Source organism: Eubacteriaceae bacterium ES3 (assembly GCA_030586155.1).
In the GTDB taxonomy this organism is placed as follows: Bacteria; Bacillota; Clostridia; order Eubacteriales; family Eubacteriaceae; genus Acetobacterium.
The window spans coordinates 2,747,050-2,766,399 of sequence record CP130741.1 but is presented as its reverse complement, the minus strand read 5'-3'; the positions used below and the strand labels follow the sequence as shown (position 1 = coordinate 2,766,399).

The following is a 19,350-nucleotide window of genomic DNA, read 5'->3' as shown; positions in this document are numbered from 1 at the left end:
ATGATAAGACTATAAAATCAAGTGGAGGACAAATAGATGATTCGTAAGATAATATCAATAGATGAAGAAAAATGTAATGGATGTGGTTTATGTGCAGATGCCTGCCATGAAGGTGCAATTGGAATGGTTGATGGAGTGGCCAAGCTTTTAAGAGATGATTATTGTGATGGTCTGGGGGACTGTTTGCCGGCCTGCCCGACTGGGGCGATCACGTTTGTAGAACGGGAAGCAGCAGCCTATGACGAAGAGGCAGTGAAAAAGAATATGGCGTTAAAAAAACAGGTTTCTGGATGTCCGAGCAGCCAGGCAAAGGTTATCGAAAAAACAGAAGACAAATTGCCGTGCGGATGTCCGGGGTCTTCTTCAAAGGCAATTGTCAGAGAAGAAGCTGAGGTTCAGGTAAAGAGTCAGCAAGGACCAGACTCCCAGCTTCGGCAATGGCCGGTTCAGATCAAACTGGCACCAGTCAACGCCCCCTATTTTAATGGGGCCCACCTTCTGATTGCAGCTGACTGTACGGCCTATGCTTACGGAGATTTTCATAACAAGTTTATTAAAAACAAAGTGACTCTGGTGGGCTGTCCTAAGTTGGACGCGGTGGACTATGCCGACAAACTGACGGAAATTATCCGACTTAATGATATCAAAAGCGTGACGGTGGTGCGGATGGAAGTACCCTGCTGTTCTGGAATTGTGAATGCCGTCACGACCGCCTTGAAAAATTCTGGAAAAATGATTCCCTGGCAGGTTCATACCATTTCAACCGATGGCAAAATATTGGAAGACATCTGAACAAAATAATTGCTTATAGAATAGGGTGCAAATAATTTAAGTCTATAATCCCTAAGGGATAATAAGATAGAAAAGAGAGGTAGAAGTAAAATGAAAGATATGTTTTGTTTCCAATGTGAACAGACGGCAAAAGGATCTGCTTGTGAGGTTGCGGGGGTTTGCGGAAAAGCGGCGCCGACAGCTGGTTTGCAGGATGAATTAATTGGGGCAGCGATTGGACTTTCCAAAGCTGTGATAAAAAATGGAGCTACAGAAGCAACCGATGCCTGCATTAAGAAGGCGCTGTTTACAACGGTTACTAACGTCAATTTTGATGATAATAGTATTAAAATTATGGTTGACTGTGTTGATAAAATGAAAAATGAACTGGATCCATCGATTGAGGATTACAATATGGGAAGCCTTTGGGCGGAAAATGAAGATATCAGATCTTTGAAAACCCTGATTCTACTAGGGGTTAAAGGGATGGCTGCCTACGCCCATCATGCTGCGATTTTAGGCTACCACGATGCTTCGGTTGACAGCTTTTTCTATAAAGCTTTAGCCGCTGTGGGATCAGATATGGGTATGGACGAACTGTTGCCGATCGTTTTAGAAACGGGAACCGTTAATTTAACCTGTATGGAACTGCTGGATAAAGCTAATACCGAAACTTATGGAACACCGGTTCCAACAGAAGTAACCTTAACCATCGAAAAGGGACCTTTTATTATCATTACCGGTCATGACTTAAGAGACCTGAAGCTGCTTTTAGAACAGACAGAAGGAAAAGGCATTAACATCTATACTCATGGAGAAATGCTTCCTTGCCACGCCTATCCGGAATTAAAAAAATATCCTCATCTTAAAGGAAATTTTGGGACTGCCTGGCAGAATCAGCAGAAAGAATTTGCTAATGTGCCGGCTCCAGTTCTTTTCACCACTAACTGTATTATGCCGGTAAAAGAATCATATGCTGATCGGATCTTTACCACCGATTTGGTCCAGTATCCGGAAATGGTTCATATTGGCAAAGATAAAGACTTTAGCGCGGTTATTGAAAAAGCTCTGGAACTGGGTGGGTATGATGAAGATAAGCATTTGACCGGAATCAATGGTGGTCATAAGGTGATGACTGGCTTTGGTCATGGAACGGTATTAGGGGTTGCTGATAAAGTGATAGAAGCCGTTAAAGCCGGTGATATTAAACACTTCTTCCTGGTCGGCGGATGTGATGGTGCTAAAACAGGTCGTAACTACTATACAGAATTTGTTGAAAAAACGCCGGAGGATACAGTCGTCTTAACCCTGGCTTGCGGAAAGTATCGATTCAATGATCTGGATCTGGGCACCATTGGGGGACTTCCCAGACTGATGGATATGGGGCAGTGCAATGATGCTTATTCGGCTATAAAAGTCGCAGTTGCTTTGGCCGATGCCTTCCAGTGTGATGTTAATGAACTGCCTTTAAGTCTTGTATTGTCCTGGTATGAACAGAAGGCGGTCTGTATTTTATTAACACTCTTGTCGCTGGGAATAAAAAATATTTTACTGGGACCAACACTTCCGGCATTTGTATCGCCGAATGTTTTAAATGTACTGGTTGAAAACTATCAAATCGGACCGATCACAACGGCAGAAGAAGATCTTAAAAAATTATTGAGTAAATAATATGTTAAGGAAGTAATGTGACAGATTCCGAATTTTGAGTGTTTTCAAGACCGTAAAAATCAATAGTTTGTTCTAAGAAATACAATTTTGAAACCGAGTCCTTGCCATTGTGGAGGAGTCGGTTTTTTTATAGAGTTGTATTCAGAAGTCAAAAGACGATGAAAATATAGGAAACTAGAGTTTCCTCTTTAATAACAGTTAAAAGCGGTTTTTAAAAATGAGTATTGGTAAAATTAAATGACAAAAGATTAACAACATAAGCATAAAAACGGAATCGTTGAATTAAAAGTTTTCTTTTTATGTAAAAAAAACGCAGTCTATATTGTCCTATTGAAAATTGAAAAAGAGTATGTTATGATATGCCTGTCGATACTTATATATACAAGTTAGAGTTCAGGTGTAACGTGTTATGTAGAAGTATATTGTGTGAAATAAACGTTACAGGGGGAAAAAATTATGTCTTATAACATTGCAATTGCCGGAAAAGGTGGCGTTGGTAAAACCAGTTTAACCGGTATGTTAATTGAATATCTAGTGGAAGCGGGTTTAGGCCCGATTCTAGCGGTGGATGCTGATGCCAATGCGAATCTTAATGAGGTTCTTGGTGAAGAAATTGAACTGTCCATCGGTGAAATTAAAGAAGAAGTCAACCATGCAGAAATGGACGGTGTGCCATTACCATCAGGGATGACTAAAACAGATTTTCTAAAATTTCGTTTAAACCAGGCAGTGGCTGAAGGGAATGGTTATGATCTGTTAGTAATGGGTCGTAGTCAGGGAGCTGGTTGCTACTGTTATGTAAACGGAATTTTAAAGACCCAGCTTGATTCTCTGGGAAAAAATTATAACTACATTATAGTTGATAATGAAGCGGGAATGGAACATTTAAGCCGAGGAACGCTGGGAAAAATTGATATGCTGATTTTGGTCAGTGATTGTTCTCGCCGAGGTGTTCAGGCAGTTGGTCGAATCCGTGACCTGGTAGATGAACTGAAGCTGAAGGTGCCAACTATTAAATTGATTATTAACCGGGCTCCTGATGGCGTCTTAAATGAAGGTACAGCGGAAGAAGTTGAAAAGCAGGGGCTGGATTTAATTGGTGTTGTACCACTGGATCAGAATGTCTTTGAATATGACGCTTATGGAAAACCGTTAGTGGACTTACCGGTTGAAGCACCTTCGAAAAAGGCACTTCGCGAAATTGTAGACAAACTGGAAATCATTAAGAATAAATAGTTTTTTAAAGGGGCGGCAAGGCATAAAACCCTTGCCGTTTTTTATGTGATTGGAAAGGGGGAGGCATTTATGCAGAAAGTAAGATTCATGGTCAAGGGAAAAAGGACCATCGAACTGATTGCCCGTGATCATGAGAATCTTTTGGAGGCGGCGCGTAGAGCCGGTGTGATGATTGATTCGCCATGCAGCGGAAATGTAACTTGTGGAAAATGTAAAGTACAAATTATCAGGGGGGCGGTGGAGACCACCAAAAGTCGGCACATTTCGGAAGATGAAATGGCAGCAGGATTTGTTCTGGCATGTAATTCAAAAATCATTGAAGATATTGTGGTGGATGTGCCTGATCTGGCCTCGTCATTTGTAAACGAAATGCAGATTACAGATCTTTCTCAGAATGAAAATAAAAATATCAAATATGTCCGTAATAAAATGCTTAAAATGGGTATGACAAATGCCAGTCGACTTTGGTCTCAAGAAATTGAACTTGGGGAGCCAACAATCGAAGACAGTCAGGCTGATGAAGACCGACTGAAGTTTTATTTTAAACATCAACTTGGTTATGAGGATATTATTATCAGTCTGGATGTGTTGAGAAAACTTCCGGATGTGTTTCGGGCTAATGACTTTAAAATTGAAGTGGTTTATTTAAAACGCCGGGAAATTGCTGAAATACTTGATGTAAAACCTCTTGACAGTATAAAAACACCACTTTACGGTGTAGCCTTGGATATAGGAACGACCTCTGTATCAGCTTGTCTGGTTAACATGGATAATAACGAAATTGTAGCCAAGGCGTCAATGGGAAATGCTCAGGTCAAGTTTGGTGCGGACGTTATTAACCGTATTGTTTATTCGGTTAAACCTGGCGGACTTGAAAACTTACGCAAGGCTATTGTTGATGAAACCATTAATGCTTTGATTGGGAAGATGGTTAAAACCGTTGGAATTGACAGAGAAGATATCTATGAAGTGTGTGCAGCAGGAAATACCACGATGAATCATCTGCTTTTAGGAATTAATCCGGATTATTTGCGTCGTGAACCCTTTATTCCTGCCATCAACGATATTCCGGAAATGAAATGCAGAGAAATCGGTATTGAGGTTAATCCAGAAGGTAAAATATATTTGGCCCCTTCAGTAGCTTCTTATGTTGGGGGAGACATCACAGCAGGTGTTTTTGCCGTTCCGGTCTGGATGCGTGAGGATTTTACGATGTTGGTGGATCTGGGAACCAACGGCGAAATTGTTTTTGGTAATAAGGATTTTATGATGACCTGTGCCTGTTCGGCAGGACCGGCCTTTGAAGGCGGGGAAATCAGCTGCGGAACCAGAGCCGTTCCGGGAGCTATTGAAGAGGTCAAAATAAATGACGAAGATTTAAGACCCTTCTATAATACAATTGGACAGCATAGTCCAGTGGGGATTTGCGGTTCGGGAATCATCGACTTGATATGCGAAATGAAACGGACTGGTATTATTGATGGTAAAGGCCGGATGAATAAAGAACTCAATCATCCGCGGATTCAGTTTGATGAATATGGAATCGGTCAATATTTTCTGTATTCAAAAGAATTAGATAATGGGTCTAAAGATGTTTATATTACAGAAGTAGATATTGACTCTTTTGTTAAGGCAAAAGGTGCGGTTTTTTCAGCAATCTATACCTTGATGGAAAGTCTGGATATGTCAATTGATGTCTTGGAAAATGTTTATGTTGCGGGTGGGATTGGAACTAATCTGGACATCAAAAATGCTATTGCCTTGGGGATGCTTCCAGATATCCCGGTGGAAAAATACTATTATATTGGAAATTCTTCCATGCAGGGATGCTATCTGGCACTCACTTTAACCGAAGGCAAAGATACGATTCGCGAAATTTCCAATAATATGACATACATGGAATTAAGTGTCTATCCCACCTATATGGACGAATTTGTATCAGCCTGCTTTATCCCTCATACCAACTTGAATCTGTTTCCCTCGCTGCAGGAATAAAGGAGAAAAAATGGAAGCAAACTTGCGGGACGAAACCGCTATTGAAGAACAAAGAAAAGATAAATTACCTTATGAGCATTACAAATCACTGTTAAAGGATTTTAATCCCCAGGAGATCGAAAAATTAAGTGCCTGTTCCTTTGACACAGAAAAAAAAGTTTTCACCGTACGGGTAATGGGATCAGACTATTTGGTTTCCTTTCCGGATGGCGATGTTAAAGACCATTCAGGACAGGAATTTGATAATTATAAGTTAAAAACGATGATTCTGCGCTTTCTGATGAATGCTAAAGGCATTAAATCAACTGGTCAGGATATGGTTTATCGGGATATGTCGGGAGGAAATGCCTATTATGCCTGTTTTGAAGGTCGTTGTCTGAAACGTTTTGCCTTCACTTTTAATTATAATCCTGACGGCCTTAAAAGAGCCATGACGGCTATTGGGGCCCAAACCCTGGATAAGGGGGATTTATCCTTCAGATTCGAATTTATAAATGATATGTTTATGACCGTGATATTATGGCTGGGAGACGATGAATTTCCGCCAGCTGCTCAGATTCTTTTTGACAAAAACTTTGAATCTGCTTTTTCAGCCGAAGATATGGCGGTGATGGGTGATATTTTTATTCCGATTTTAAAGGGTCTGAGTAAGTAACCATGAAAAAAATACCAGATATTGACCCTCATTTCTCAGAACAAGGTTATGAGGTGAATCAGGCGGTCTTTAAAAATTATGCCCCTCATATTATGGCAAATAATTCAGGGATTGCTTATGATCCTGAAAATCAGTGTTTTACTATAGAAGTGTTGGGTGAACGGTATCAGGTAAAATATCCTGAGGGTCAGATTGTTTTTGAAGATGGTAGTGAAGTTTTAAATTATTCGGTAAAGATGATTATTCTGCGCTATCTGATGAATGCTAATGGGACGGGTCCTACAGGGAACTTTAAAAGTTATAAAGAATTTCCCGATGGTCCCTTGTACTACGCGAACTTTTATGCACGAAGTATAAAGATTTTTGCTTTAATTGGATCAGAATATCCTCAGGCTTTAGATAGCTTTATCAACGAGATGGAGACCCAGTCGATGGACAAGGGAGATATTTCCTTTTCACTGAAAGTGATGCCCGGTGTTGAAATGGCTTTTATTCTCTGGTATGGGGATGATGAGTTTGAAGCAGAGGGCCAGATTCTCTTTGATTCTAATCTTATCGAGATCTTTACAATTAAAGATTTGGCGGTTTTAGGTGATGTTTTGATGTTGAAAATGAAAACCTTTACCCAGGCTTAAAAATGGACTGATAAATTTTTGAGAAATTGCGAAAATCAATTGACAAACTTTTAACCAGTATAGTACAATTTGTGTATACTTATATATACAGGTGAATCGCGGTTCGTTTGCATATAAAAAAATTCCTATGGTTTTGAAGTGTAAAGCTTTAAAATAAAATATTTTGAAAAAAGGTAACCGGTTAGGAGGTAACGAAGAAATGCCATACAAAAAGGTAGAACAAAAGTTTAATGGCAAGATCAACGTATGCGAAATGGGTGCTGGAGATGCAGCCGTTAGCATCGGTGGAGAAAAATCATTACCATTTTTAGGTAGTGAAGGATTTAAGCCAGCAGTGGGGATTGCAATCACAGATACCACTGATGAATGGGCACCATGTTTCACTGACATCTATGGAGATGCCATGAAAGATGCTGCAGCATTCGCAAAAGCAGCTGTAGAAAAATCAGGCGCTGATTTTCTGCTAGTTAATTTAGCTAGTGCTGATCCAAACGGCGCAGACAATTCTGTTGAAAACTGTGTTGCAACTGCTGTAGCTGTAGAAGCTGCAATCGATGTACCATTAGTTGTTCAGGGATGTAATAATGCTGAAAAAGACGCTAAATTACTGGAAGAAGTAGCTAAAGCTTTAGAAGGTAAAAATGTTGTTCTTTTCTCAGCTGTAGAAGATAGTTACAAAACTGTTGGTGCTGCAGGTGGAATGGCTTACGGCCAAAAAGTCGGAGCTGAATCTTCAGTAGATATCAACTTAGCTAAACAATTAAATATTTTATTAACTCAATTGGGAGTTAGAGGACAGGATATTATCATGGATGTTGGAACAGCTGCCGTAGGATACGGTTTTGAATATGTTGCTTCAACCATGGACCGAATTCGCTTAGCCGCTCTTGGCCAAAACGATGACACATTACAGATGCCAATTATGACTGATGTTTCTAGTAGCTCATGGGGCGTTAAAGAAGCCGTAGTTATTGAAGAAGAAGTTCCAGAATGGGGTTCTTTGGAAGCACGTGGAATTGGTATGGAAGTATCGACTGCTGCATCAGTTGTAGTTGGTGGATCCAATGCTGTTATTGTTAGACATCCGGAATCAGTAAAAACCATTAAAGCAATGGTTGCCGGATTAGTCGGTTAAGAAAGGGAGGCGAATTCAAATGGCAGTAAAAGGATTAGATATCTTTAAACTCACACCAAAAACAAACTGTAAGGAATGTGGATTCCCGACCTGTATGGCATTCTCAATGAAAGCGGCTACTGGTGCAGTTGATATTGAAAAATGTCCATATATCTCAGAAGAATCAAAAGCGGCTTTATCAGAAGCTACAGCACCACCGATGAAAACAATTAAAGTTGGTACTGGTGAAATGGAAAGAGCCCTGGGTGGCGAAACAGTTCTATACCGACATGAAAAAACATTGGTTAACAAAAACCTGTTTGCTGTTGAATTATCAGACGCTATGAGCGATGATGAAATTAAAGCAGCTTGCGATAAAATCGAAGCAGTTAACTATGACCGAATTGGCGAAATGATGTTCGTTGAAGTGGTTGCTGTTCGACTGGTGGCTGATGTTGATAAATTCGTTGCTTTAGTTGGTAAAGTAAAAGAAGCCGGCAAAATTCCAATGATCGTTACTACTGACGCAGAAGCTGCAAAAGCTGCCGCTGCTGTAGCTGGTGAAAAAGCAATCATCATGGGCGCAACTAAAGAAAATGCTGCAGCAATGGTAGACGTTGCAAAAGCAGCAGATGCTGTTTTGGGCGTATCTGCTGATAGCATTGAAGCTTTACACGATTTAGTTGAAGAAATCGAAAAATCATATAAAAACCTGATTCTAAATGTTGGCGAAACCTCTATCAAAGAAGCATTCGCAAATGCTGTTGATATTCGTACAGCTGCTATCAAAGGAAATGATCGTACTTTCGGTTATCCTTCAGTTGTATTTACTAACAAACTGGCTGCTGGCGACATCAATTTGCAGATTGCCTTAGCTTCAGCATTTGTACAGCGATTTGGATCAATCATCGTAATGGAAGAAATGGACTACAATGCAGCTCTTCCACTGTTTGGTCTGCGTCAGAATATCTTTACAGATCCTCAGAAACCAATGCGAGTTGAACCAAAAGTTTATGAATTCAACAAACCTACTGGTAATGACCCAGTTCTGGTAACAGTTGACTTTGCACTGTCTTACTTCGTTGTAGCTGGTGAAATTGAGCGTTCTAAAGTGCCTGCATACCTGGCAATTCCAGATGCTGGTGGTTACTCAGTTCTTACTGCTTGGGCTGCTGGTAAATTTGGCTCTAGCGTAATTGCTAACTTCATTAAAGAAAACAATGTAGCAGATCTGACAACTTCAAGAAAACTGATTTTACCTGGTAAAGTTGCTGTTCTTCAGGGAGATTTAAAAGAATTATTACCTGAATGGGACGTTATTGTTGGACCAAACGAAGCAATGCAGTTACCAAAATTCTTGAAAGATTTACAAGCTTAATCTAAAGATTAAATTTATAACCGGTACCCGAAAGATTCGGGTGCCGATTATATAAAACAATATTTCCAACTTGAAAGGGGAAAATTATGTCTAAATTTATGGTCATTGGTGAAAGAATTCACTGTATTTCTCCAGCAATGCGTGAAGCGTTTGCTGCACGTAACCCTGAACCAATTCTTCAACGAGCTAAAGAACAGCTGGATGCTGGCGCAGACTATCTTGATTTAAATATCGGACCTGCTGAAAGAGACGGCGAAGAGTTAATGCAATGGGGTGTAAAACTGCTGCAGGAAAACTTTGACAATGTTCCACTGGCTCTTGATACCGCTAACATGAAAGCGATTGAAGCAGGTATTCAGGTTTATAACCGTGAAAAAGGAAAACCAATCGTAAACTCAGCTGATGCTGGTGATCGTATTGGATACCTGGATTTAGCAGCAGCTAACGATGCTATGTGTATTGCGCTTTGTTCTAAAGAAGGTGTTCCAGCTAACAATGACGAACGTATGGAATTCTGTCAGATTTTACTGGAACGCGGTATGGAACATGGCATGGACCCAGAAGATATTTTGTTTGACCCGTTATTCCTGGTAATTAAAGGAATGCAGGATAAACAATGTGATGTAATCGAAGCAATTCAAATGATTACAGATATGGGACTTAAAACAACTGGTGGATTAAGTAATGTATCAAACGGTGCGCCAAAACATATTCGTCCACTGTTAGATTCTGCTATGGTAGCAATGGCTATGCAATGCGGTTTCTCGTCTGCAATCGTAAATCCTTGTGATAAACGATTAATGGAAACCATTGTTGCATGCGATATCATCAAAAACAATATTCTTTACGCTGATTCTGTACTGGAATTCTAATAAAACCTTACTAAAAGGTGTTTGAAAATACTAAAATAAAAAAAGCCCCTGATATAATTCCTTTTCTTTCTGCACTGGAAAAGGATATCAGGAGCAATAACTATGTATAATGTGTCACTCAACTAGTATTGTATACCATAATTTGCGTTTTGTAAAGTTAAAAATATAACAAACATAAAAAATGTAAATATTACGAATATACGAAAAGTGGTTGTCTGCATAAATTATAAATTTAGAGAGGTAGAAAAATATGAGCAATAATATCAATGAATTGTTGAAAAGTGATGTTACAGCTGAAGCTTTACTCGCAAAAGCTCAAAAAGATGGCGCAGAAACTTTATGGGATCGTAAAGCGGCGCAGAAAACCCAGTGTGGTTTTGGAGAAGCTGGTGTATGTTGTCGAATTTGTGCAATGGGACCTTGTCGTGTAAGTCCGACTCCTGGTAAAGGGGCTCAAAGAGGTATTTGTGGCGCTAACGCTGATACCATTGTAGCCAGAAACTTTGCCCGTATGGTAGCTGGTGGATGTTCAGCCCACTCTGACCATGCTCGAGATATTGTTCATGCTATGCATGCTGCAAAAGCTGAAGGTCCTTTCAAAATTAGAGATGAAAAGAAACTTCGGGTTGTTGCTAAAGAATGGGGAATCGAAGACGCTGAGACTAGAGAAACTTATGCACTGGCTCATGAAGTAGCAGAAATCGCTCTGGAAGAATTCGGAAAACCTTTTGGAACTCAGAGATTCCTTACTCGTGCACCTAAGGCTCGACAGGAAATTTGGGAAAGAGAAAATATTGCACCTCGAGCAGTTGATATGGAAGTAACAACTCTGATGCACTCTACCCATATCGGTTGTGCTTCAGACTATGAAAGCTTATTCCGACGCGGCATGAGAACCGGGATGGCTGATGGCTGGGGCGGTTCCATGATCGGTACTGAATTCTCTGATATTTTATATGGAACACCAACAGCAAAACCAACAGAATCTAACTTAGGATGTATCAGCGGTGATCAGGTTAACATTTTGATCCACGGACATGATCCAAACCTTGCCGAAATGATTGTTTTAGCTTCTCAGGATCCTGACATGGTTGCATTAGCTAAAGAAAAAGGTGCTAAAGGTATTAACCTTGTTGGTATGTGTTGTACAGGTAATGAGTTAACAATGCGTCACGGTGTTAAAATTGCCGGTAACTTCTATCAGCAGGAAATGTGTATCATTACTGGTGCTATCGAAGCTGCAGTAGTTGACGTACAGTGTATTTTCCCAGCTCTTCCAGCGCTGGCTAAAACTTACCATACCCGATTCATTTCTACTTCTCAGAAAGCAAAAATTGCTGGCGATATGTACATTGAATTTTCTGAAGAAACTGGTCTGGAAAACGCTAAAGAAATCGTAAAAATCGCGATTGAGAATTACCCTAACCGAGTTCAGGAAAAAGTTGAAATTCCAGATTTCAAAATGCCTACAATGGTTGGATATTCAGTAGAAACAATAATTGATCATTTAGATAAAGTAGTAAACACAAACACTGAAGATGAAATGGGTGGTGTTAAACCATTAACTGACGTTATTTACGCAGGTGTTCTTCGTGGAGCCGCCGGTGTTGTTGGTTGTAACAATCCAAAACAGACACATGATGTAGCTCATATCAGAGTAATGGAAGAACTGATCAAACGCGATGTAATCTGTGTTGCTACAGGTTGTGCAGCTCAGGCGGCAGCTAAAGCAGGTCTATTAACTTTAGAAGCGAAAGAACGATGTGGACGAGGACTGAAAGAAGTCTGTGAACGTGTAAACATTCCTCCTGTGCTGCATATGGGTTCTTGTGTTGATATCAGCCGAATCCTGGTACTGGTTAACTTATGTGCCGAAGAAAAAGACATCGATCCAGCTTTACTGCCAGTTGTTGGTATTGCCCCTGAGTGGATGTCAGAAAAAGCTGTTTCAATTGCTAACTACGTTGTTGGTTCTGGTATCAATACATATCTGGGTGTTATTCCTCAGGTTCTTGGTTCACCAAACTTCACAAAACTGTTAACTGAAGATTGTCATGAATTCCTGGGAGCTCATTTCGTATTCGAAAAAGATCCTATGGTAATGGTTGACAAAATTATGGAAGATATTGAAGCTAAACGAGTTGGTTTAGGAATTTAATTAAGATTTTAGAATAGACAGGTGATATAAATGAAAATAGCATTAACCGGAAAAGGCGGAGTTGGAAAAACGACCATTTCTGCTTGCTTAAGCCGATACTTTGCAGACAAGGGATTCAATGTTTTAACGGTAGATGCTGACCCCGATGCCAATTTAGGCCTGGCTCTTGGAATGAGTGAAGAAATGATTGACAGTATCGTTCCGATCTCCGAAATGCGAGATCTGGTAGAAGAGCGAACTGTTGCTGAAAAAGGTACCTTCGGGTCAATGTTTAAAATGAACCCGGAAGTTTCTGATATTCCAGAGCGCTATGCCAAAGAATATAATGGTGTAAAACTTCTTACAATGGGAACCGTCGATACTGGCGGATCCGGATGTGTCTGTCCGGAACACGTGCTTCTTAAAATGCTGATGAACCATCTGGTTTTATATCAAAAAGATGTGGTCATTATGGATATGGAAGCAGGTATAGAACATCTGGGACGAGGAACTGCCGGAGCAGTCGATGCCTTTATTGTTGTAGTGGAACCGGGAGTCAGAAGTATACAGACATTTAATAAAGTTAAATCATTAGCTACCGACATTGGTGTCAAGCAGGTTTATGTTATTGGAAACAAAATCCGAAATGACTCGGATATTGCCTTCCTCAATGAAAAAATCGGAGCCGAAAATATTATCGGATTTTTAAATTATCGGGATGAAGTGATTCAGTCCGATCGCAATAATAAATCGCCTTATGATGATCCTGTCATGAAGGCAGATATAGCAGTTCTTGGTGAACGCATCCAGGAAATTGTGCAGGAAAAACAGAAAAAGTAGTTTTATTCTTGGTTGAATAAACAATTTTAAGGAGGAAAAAGTCCATATGAATATGAATCTTTTTGATATAATCTACGACGGTCAGGCTCAATACCAGAAACGGGCAGAAGAAGCCGTAGCAAAAGTCGTTGCTGAAAAAGGAAAAGAAACCGCGGTTAAATTCCCTGGAACTGCTTATGCACTTCCTTGTATTTATGCTATTACTGGTGAAAAAATCACTAATGTTGGTGAACTTGAAAAAGCTCTGGAACTGGCAAAAGAAAAGGTACACCGTACCCCTTACCTGCAGGATGCATTAGACGCTGGTACTGCTTCAGCAATGTTTGCTGAAATTATCGAAGCAGTTAAATTTGTTTATGATGAAGCACCTTATGCTGGACGTAAAGTTGAAGATATTAATGCCGAAGGTTTAAATACCGGTGCTGACCGTTACTTAGGTAACTTAACAGATGCTGAAATCCGATCTTTCGGTGTACCACTGGTAACTCAGGATATCCCAGGTGTAGCCGTTATTATCGGGGAAGCAAAAGACTCTGAAACCTTAGCAAACATTGTTAAAGATTATCAGGGAAAAGGTCTTCTGACTTTCATGGTTGGTAAAGTAATCGACCAGGCTGTTGAACAAAATATCAAAATGGGTATTGACCTTCGAGTTATCCCATTGGGATTAGAAATTGAATCAGTAATCCACGTTGTTTCAGTTGCTCTTAGAGCAAGCTTGATTTTTGGTGCTACACCTCCAGGCGACTTCCTGAAACACCGTACTTATACAAAAGATCGTGTTAAAGCATTTGTTAATGTATTTGGCGATTGGGATAATAAAATCATCGCTGCTGGTGCAGCTGCGATCGAACTTGGTTTCCCTGCAACTACAGAAACATATATCAACGAAGTTCCAACCCTGTTATTAAATCAACCAGATTATGACAAAGTTGTAGCAACTTCTTTAGAAGCTCGAAATATTAAAATTAAAGTTACAGAAATTGATTGTCCAGTTGCTGTTTCTTCAGCTTTCGAAGGTGAACGAGTTCGTAAAGATACCATGTTCGCTGAATTCGGCGGAAACAGAACAGAAAGCTGGGAATTGGTTACAACCGGCGATTTAGCAGAAATTGAAGATCATAAAATCACAGTTATCGGACCTGATATCGATGAAAACCTTGAAGAAGGCAAAGTTGTTCGTTTGCCTTTAGGTGTTAAAGTTGAAGTTGCTGGTAAAGCAATGCAGAAAGACTTCGAAACTGTTCTGGAACGACGTATTCACTACTTCATGAACTATGTTGAAGGTGCAATGCATGTTGGTCAGAGAAATATCGTATGGATTCGGTTAACTAAAGAGGCTTTTGAAAAAGGTTTCCGTTTAAAACATATTGGTGAAGTACTTTACGCAAAAATGCGTGATGAATTTGACAAAGTTGTTGATAAATGTCAGGTAACCATCTACACTAATCCAGAAGACGTTAAAAGACTTGGTGAAGAACTGGTTAAACCAATTTACGCTGAACGTGACGAACGTATGGATGCTCTGACAGATGAAAGTGTTGATGAATTCTATACCTGTCTGTTATGTCAGTCATTTGCTCCTAGCCACGTTTGTATCGTAACACCAGAACGTTTAGGTCTTTGTGGTGCGGTTTCCTGGTTGGATGCTAAAGCGACTAAAGAACTTGACCCAACCGGACCTAACCAGCCTGTTGTAAAAGGCGAAGCAATTGATGAAAAACTGGGTCGATGGGCTTCAGTTGACGAAGCAGTTGCCACAAACTCTCAGGGTGCCGTTGAAAATGTAACATTGTACTCAATTCTTGAAGACCCAATGACTTCTTGTGGATGTTTCGAATGTATCTGTGGTATTATGCCTGAAGCGAATGGCGTTATCATTGTTAACCGAGAATTCGGCGATACATCTCCAGTTGGTATGACATTCGGTGAACTGGCCTCTATGACCGGTGGTGGAGTTCAAACACCAGGTTTCATGGGTCATGGTCGATTCCTGATTGGTTCTAAAAAATTCATGGCTGCTGAAGGTGGTCTGTCTCGAATTGTCTGGATGCCAAAAGAACTGAAAGATGATGTTGCAGAACGTTTAAATAAAGCAGTTAAAGAATTGACTGGTATTGAAAACTTCGCAGACATGGTTTGTGATGAAACAATTGCTTCTGATTCTGAAGGCGTTTTAGAATTCCTGGAATCAAAAGGACATCCTGCTCTGGGCATGGATCCAATTATGTAATAAAAACCATAAAACAATGCTTGAAGGCAGAACCAAGGTTTATACCAGGTTCTGCCTTTCTTTCGTGTAAGCTTAAGCCGTGCGACTTTTGAGGGGAAAATATCTGTCAGAAAGCTCGCTTGCTGACAGATATTTTCCCCTCAAAAGTCATAGGGCGCAGCCCGCGACGAGTGCAGCGTTAGCGAAACGAGTGCACGGCATAGTTTGGTACTATGCAAGTTGGAAAACATAGGTAAGCGTCAATTACAGACCACATACCAACCAAATAAAAAAACTGATACAATTCTTTCAAACTATTAAAGGAAGGATTGTATTTTTTATGGAGAAAAGTGAAAATCGGATACTCTGGGAAGAGCGGATCAAAGCACAATTGGCAAGTGGACTGACGCAGCGGCAGTGGTGCGAAAAGAATAATCTTGCTTTGAGTGCATTCCGATACTGGAAACTGAGAATCAGCAAAGCAAACCGGGATCTAAATGATCTGGAACCCCAGGAGTTTGCCGAAGAAACAGTCAACTTTGCCGGAATTGTTATTGCGCCGGAAATATCATTTAAAAAACCTTTATCTGGAACCCCAAAAGTAATAGAAATCCGGATTTCAGATGTGGTTGTTATGATACCGCCTGAATTTTCAGAGAATCATCTTACAAATATAATTAGCGCAATCAGAAAGGCCTGATCCATGTTGACAGGCCTCAACTCCGGAAATGTGCATATAGCTCTGGGAGCCACCGATCTCAGAAAAAGTATCGATGGACTGTCCCTGATTGTCAGGGAAGTTCTGAAAGAAGATCCCTTTTCCATGCACCTGTTTGCATTCTGCAATAAACGCAGGAATCTGATTAAAATCCTGGTATGGGATCAGACCGGCTTCTGGATTCATTATAAACGTCTGGAAAACGGCTGTTTCCAGTGGCCGGAAAAAAGTGGCGCCCCTTCCATTGTTGTGACTGAAAGAAGTTTCCGGTGGTTGCTGGATGGACTGACCCTTGATGAAAAACAGGCGCATCCGCCAGTGAAACAGCGGATTTTAATCTGAAAAATAAGGTTGAAAAAGCTTTTTTTGTCAGCTGATCTATGGTATAATAGCATCATAAAACGGCGATATTATGCCAATCATAAGTAATTGGAGTGGATAATGACAGGAAAGCGGTATAAGCATCAGATGGGTAAAGAAAACAGTTTAACAGAAACAGAAACACAAGATCCGGCACTGGATTTTTTATCTGTCATCACTGAACTTCAGAGTGAAAACACTCGGCTGAATTCAGAACTTGAAGAAGCGCAGGCAAAAATTAAATGGTACGAAGAACAGTTGCGTCTGAATGCCCAGAAGCGCTTCGGCAAATCCGCTGACACTGTCATAATTGAAAACCAGATCTCTTTTTTTAATGAGCCGGAGGTGACGAAACGCCCTGAGCAGGAAGAACCATCCATCGAAGTGGCTACCCACCGCCGTAAAAAGCGGGGACTGAACCGGGATTCTTTTGATGATCTGCCGGTTGAACGCATTGTTTATGATCTTAATGAAGATGAGAAAGTATGCCCTGTGTGTGACCATTCACTGCATCAGATGAAGGAGGAAGTGCGCCAGGAGCTCAAAGTGATTCCCGCCAAAGTGGTGCGGGTGGAACATGTCAGAAAAGTGTATGCCTGCCGACACTGTCAGGATCATGAGATCAAAACGCCGATTATTACAGCTAAAGCGCCCAATCCGGTTATTTCGGGCAGCTTTGTTTCGCCAAGTCTGCTTGCTTATATTCTATACCAGAAATTTGCGGCAGCCCTGCCTCTTTACCGGCAGGAGCAGACCTTTAAACACTTTGGCATTGAACTGTCCCGCGCGACGATGTCCAACTGGATCATCAAAGGCAGTGAGCGTTACCTTGAACCCCTCTACCGGCTGATGAAAAAACATCTGGAAAAAGAAAGCTTTCTGATGGCTGATGAGACATCACTGAAAGTTCTGACTAAAGATGGGGAAGCCTGTACCAGCAAGGCCTATATGTGGCTGTATCGTCCCGGGAAATACGGAAAACCCATGGCGTTGTTTGAATATCAGCCGTCCCGGAGTGGCAAACACCCCAAAAATTTCCTTGAAAATTTCAAAGGAATCCTTCAAACGGACGGTTATGACGGCTATAACAGCGTAACCGATATTACCCGGGTCTGCTGCTTTGCCCATGCCAGACGTCAATACACTGATGCGCTAAAAGCATTGCCAAAAGGGACTATAAAAACCGAAACCGAAGCCTGGCAGGCCGTTCAGATGATAGGTGAAATGTTTGTCTTTGAGAAAGCGCTGTTAAAAGAAGACCTGACCCCGAAAGAGCGTAAGGAGCGACGGGAAAAAGAGCTTAAACCGCTGATGACAGCTTATTTCGCATGGGTAAAATTAATGTCGCAGAATACCCTTCCCAAAAGCGCCTTTGGAAAAGCGCTCAACTACAGTCTCAAACACCAGACTGTACTGGAAAACATTTTGCTTGACGGCCAATGTGAACTTTCCACCAACATTGCCGAACAACAGATCAAGCCTTTTGTTGTGGCCAGAAAAAACTTTCTTTTCTGTAAAACAGCCAATGGTGCCAAAGCTTCCGCCACTGCCTTCAGCCTGATCCAGAGTGCCAAACTTAATGAGCTCAACCCTTATGAATATCTCAAATTTCTCTTTGAACGTCTGCCGGATATAAACTGCGATGACGAGGTCGCACTGGAACCTTTTCTTCCCTGGTCCGATCAGCTGCCCGAGATCTGCCGCCAGTCCTTGGCCCAAACTAATCAGCATCAATAAACCAATAAAGAAGTTCGACTTGCGAGATGATTTTTATCATTATCTCATATGTCGAGCTTCTTTTCTATGTGGTTTGTATTTGACGCTTACAAACATAGGTCGCAGCCCGCGACGAGTGTAGCGCCAGCGAAACGAGTGAATGGCTTAGTTTGGTACTATGCAAGTTGGAAAACATAGGACGCAGCCCGCGACGAGTGCAGCGTTAGCGAAACGAGTGAGCGCACGGCGGCATGCAAAAGAATGATTTTAAAGCATTTATAGACTGCATAAAAATAGGTCTTTATTGGCGGTTTTTACGTGTCAATAGCCAATATAAGTGTTATAATGAGTATAATTTAAAAGTTTTAGGAGGTAATAATTATGTGTCAAGATAAAAAAAATTGTTGTGGCAGTGAAGGCCATGAACATACAAAAACACATTCTCACGAGGGGTGCTGCGGTAAACATAATCATGCCCATGAACATAGTCATGAAGAACATTCTCATCAACATGAGCACGTTCATAGCCATTCTCATAGTGATGATCACGAACATGGTACAGACCATCATCATGATCAGGCGCACGAGCACGAGCATAAACATAGCCACGCTCACCCTCATGCCCATGATGAAGGACATCAACACAACCACAATGGACATTCTCACGATCACGGTCATGATGGTCATAGCCACGAGCATGGACTGGAAGGCGCCGATGAAAATAAGGATATAGAGATTCTTACACTGCTTTTGGATCACTGGGTGGCTCATAATAAGGATCATGCCATGGAATATAACCTATGGGTTGAAAAAATGAATCGAATGGGCAAACAGGATGTTGCCGAAGAGCTGATTGAAGCCATTGCCCTGATGAGCGAAGCTGACAAACATTTACAGGAAGCAAAAAAACAGATTTAACAGTAAACATTGTGTGAACCGGGAATCCATTAAAAATGAACATAATGTTTTATAGTAGCTATATGTAAGCTTTTAAAACATCATCTTAAATGGATTCTCATTTACTATACAGATACCTGAAG

General features: G+C 40.9%; 16 protein-coding genes. All 16 read left to right on the top strand.

The window, feature by feature from the left end; all coding sequences use genetic code 11:
* The first annotated feature begins 36 nt into the window (after nucleotides 1-36).
* Entirely contained in the window at nucleotides 37-792 is a 756-nt protein-coding gene (locus tag Q5O24_12795; protein WKY47226.1) for a 4Fe-4S binding protein, read from the top strand.
* A gap of 99 nt (nucleotides 793-891) precedes the next feature.
* A complete protein-coding gene (gene hcp / locus Q5O24_12790) occupies nucleotides 892-2,442 on the top strand; it encodes a hydroxylamine reductase (protein ID WKY49257.1) in 1,551 nt (516 codons plus the stop codon).
* A 456-nt stretch (nucleotides 2,443-2,898) separates the two neighbouring features.
* Entirely contained in the window at nucleotides 2,899-3,678 is a 780-nt protein-coding gene (locus tag Q5O24_12785; GenBank protein WKY47225.1) for an AAA family ATPase, read from the top strand.
* Nucleotides 3,679-3,747: 69 nt separating this feature from the next.
* Nucleotides 3,748-5,673, top strand: a complete 1,926-nt coding sequence (gene acsV / locus Q5O24_12780) for a corrinoid activation/regeneration protein AcsV (protein WKY47224.1) — start codon at nucleotides 3,748-3,750, stop codon at nucleotides 5,671-5,673.
* Between the two features lie 10 nt (nucleotides 5,674-5,683).
* A complete protein-coding gene (locus Q5O24_12775) occupies nucleotides 5,684-6,328 on the top strand; it encodes a DUF3786 domain-containing protein (protein WKY47223.1) in 645 nt (214 codons plus the stop codon).
* A gap of 2 nt (nucleotides 6,329-6,330) precedes the next feature.
* Nucleotides 6,331-6,963 carry a DUF3786 domain-containing protein gene (locus Q5O24_12770; protein ID WKY47222.1) on the top strand — a complete coding sequence of 211 codons (633 nt, stop codon included), beginning with the start codon at nucleotides 6,331-6,333 and terminating at the stop codon, nucleotides 6,961-6,963.
* A 199-nt stretch (nucleotides 6,964-7,162) separates the two neighbouring features.
* A complete protein-coding gene (acsD, locus tag Q5O24_12765; GenBank protein WKY47221.1) occupies nucleotides 7,163-8,098 on the top strand; it encodes an acetyl-CoA decarbonylase/synthase complex subunit delta in 936 nt (311 codons plus the stop codon).
* A gap of 19 nt (nucleotides 8,099-8,117) precedes the next feature.
* Nucleotides 8,118-9,455 (top strand): acetyl-CoA decarbonylase/synthase complex subunit gamma, encoded by a 1,338-nt coding sequence (gene acsC, locus Q5O24_12760; GenBank protein ID WKY47220.1) that lies wholly within the window; start codon nucleotides 8,118-8,120, stop codon nucleotides 9,453-9,455.
* Between the two features lie 86 nt (nucleotides 9,456-9,541).
* On the top strand, nucleotides 9,542-10,327 hold the full coding sequence (acsE, locus tag Q5O24_12755; protein ID WKY47219.1) for a carbon monoxide dehydrogenase/acetyl-CoA synthase methytransferase subunit: 786 nt from the start codon (nucleotides 9,542-9,544) through the stop codon (nucleotides 10,325-10,327).
* Nucleotides 10,328-10,577: 250 nt separating this feature from the next.
* Nucleotides 10,578-12,485 (top strand): anaerobic carbon-monoxide dehydrogenase catalytic subunit, encoded by a 1,908-nt coding sequence (cooS, locus tag Q5O24_12750; GenBank protein ID WKY47218.1) that lies wholly within the window; start codon nucleotides 10,578-10,580, stop codon nucleotides 12,483-12,485.
* Nucleotides 12,486-12,515: 30 nt separating this feature from the next.
* Nucleotides 12,516-13,304, top strand: a complete 789-nt coding sequence (locus tag Q5O24_12745; GenBank protein WKY47217.1) for a carbon monoxide dehydrogenase accessory protein CooC — start codon at nucleotides 12,516-12,518, stop codon at nucleotides 13,302-13,304.
* 52 nt (nucleotides 13,305-13,356) lie between these two features.
* On the top strand, nucleotides 13,357-15,537 hold the full coding sequence (acsB, locus tag Q5O24_12740) for an acetyl-CoA decarbonylase/synthase complex subunit alpha/beta (protein WKY49256.1): 2,181 nt from the start codon (nucleotides 13,357-13,359) through the stop codon (nucleotides 15,535-15,537).
* A 319-nt stretch (nucleotides 15,538-15,856) separates the two neighbouring features.
* The gene (locus tag Q5O24_12735; GenBank protein WKY47216.1) at nucleotides 15,857-16,216 is read left to right on the top strand and encodes a hypothetical protein; all 360 of its coding nucleotides are present in this window, start codon (nucleotides 15,857-15,859) and stop codon (nucleotides 16,214-16,216) included.
* Nucleotides 16,217-16,219: 3 nt separating this feature from the next.
* Nucleotides 16,220-16,576 (top strand): IS66 family insertion sequence element accessory protein TnpB, encoded by a 357-nt coding sequence (gene tnpB, locus Q5O24_12730; GenBank protein ID WKY47215.1) that lies wholly within the window; start codon nucleotides 16,220-16,222, stop codon nucleotides 16,574-16,576.
* A 99-nt stretch (nucleotides 16,577-16,675) separates the two neighbouring features.
* The gene (locus tag Q5O24_12725; GenBank protein WKY47214.1) at nucleotides 16,676-18,331 is read left to right on the top strand and encodes an IS66 family transposase; all 1,656 of its coding nucleotides are present in this window, start codon (nucleotides 16,676-16,678) and stop codon (nucleotides 18,329-18,331) included.
* Nucleotides 18,332-18,691: 360 nt separating this feature from the next.
* A complete protein-coding gene (locus Q5O24_12720; GenBank protein WKY47213.1) occupies nucleotides 18,692-19,228 on the top strand; it encodes a zinc transporter in 537 nt (178 codons plus the stop codon).
* Nucleotides 19,229-19,350: the final 122 nt, after the last annotated feature.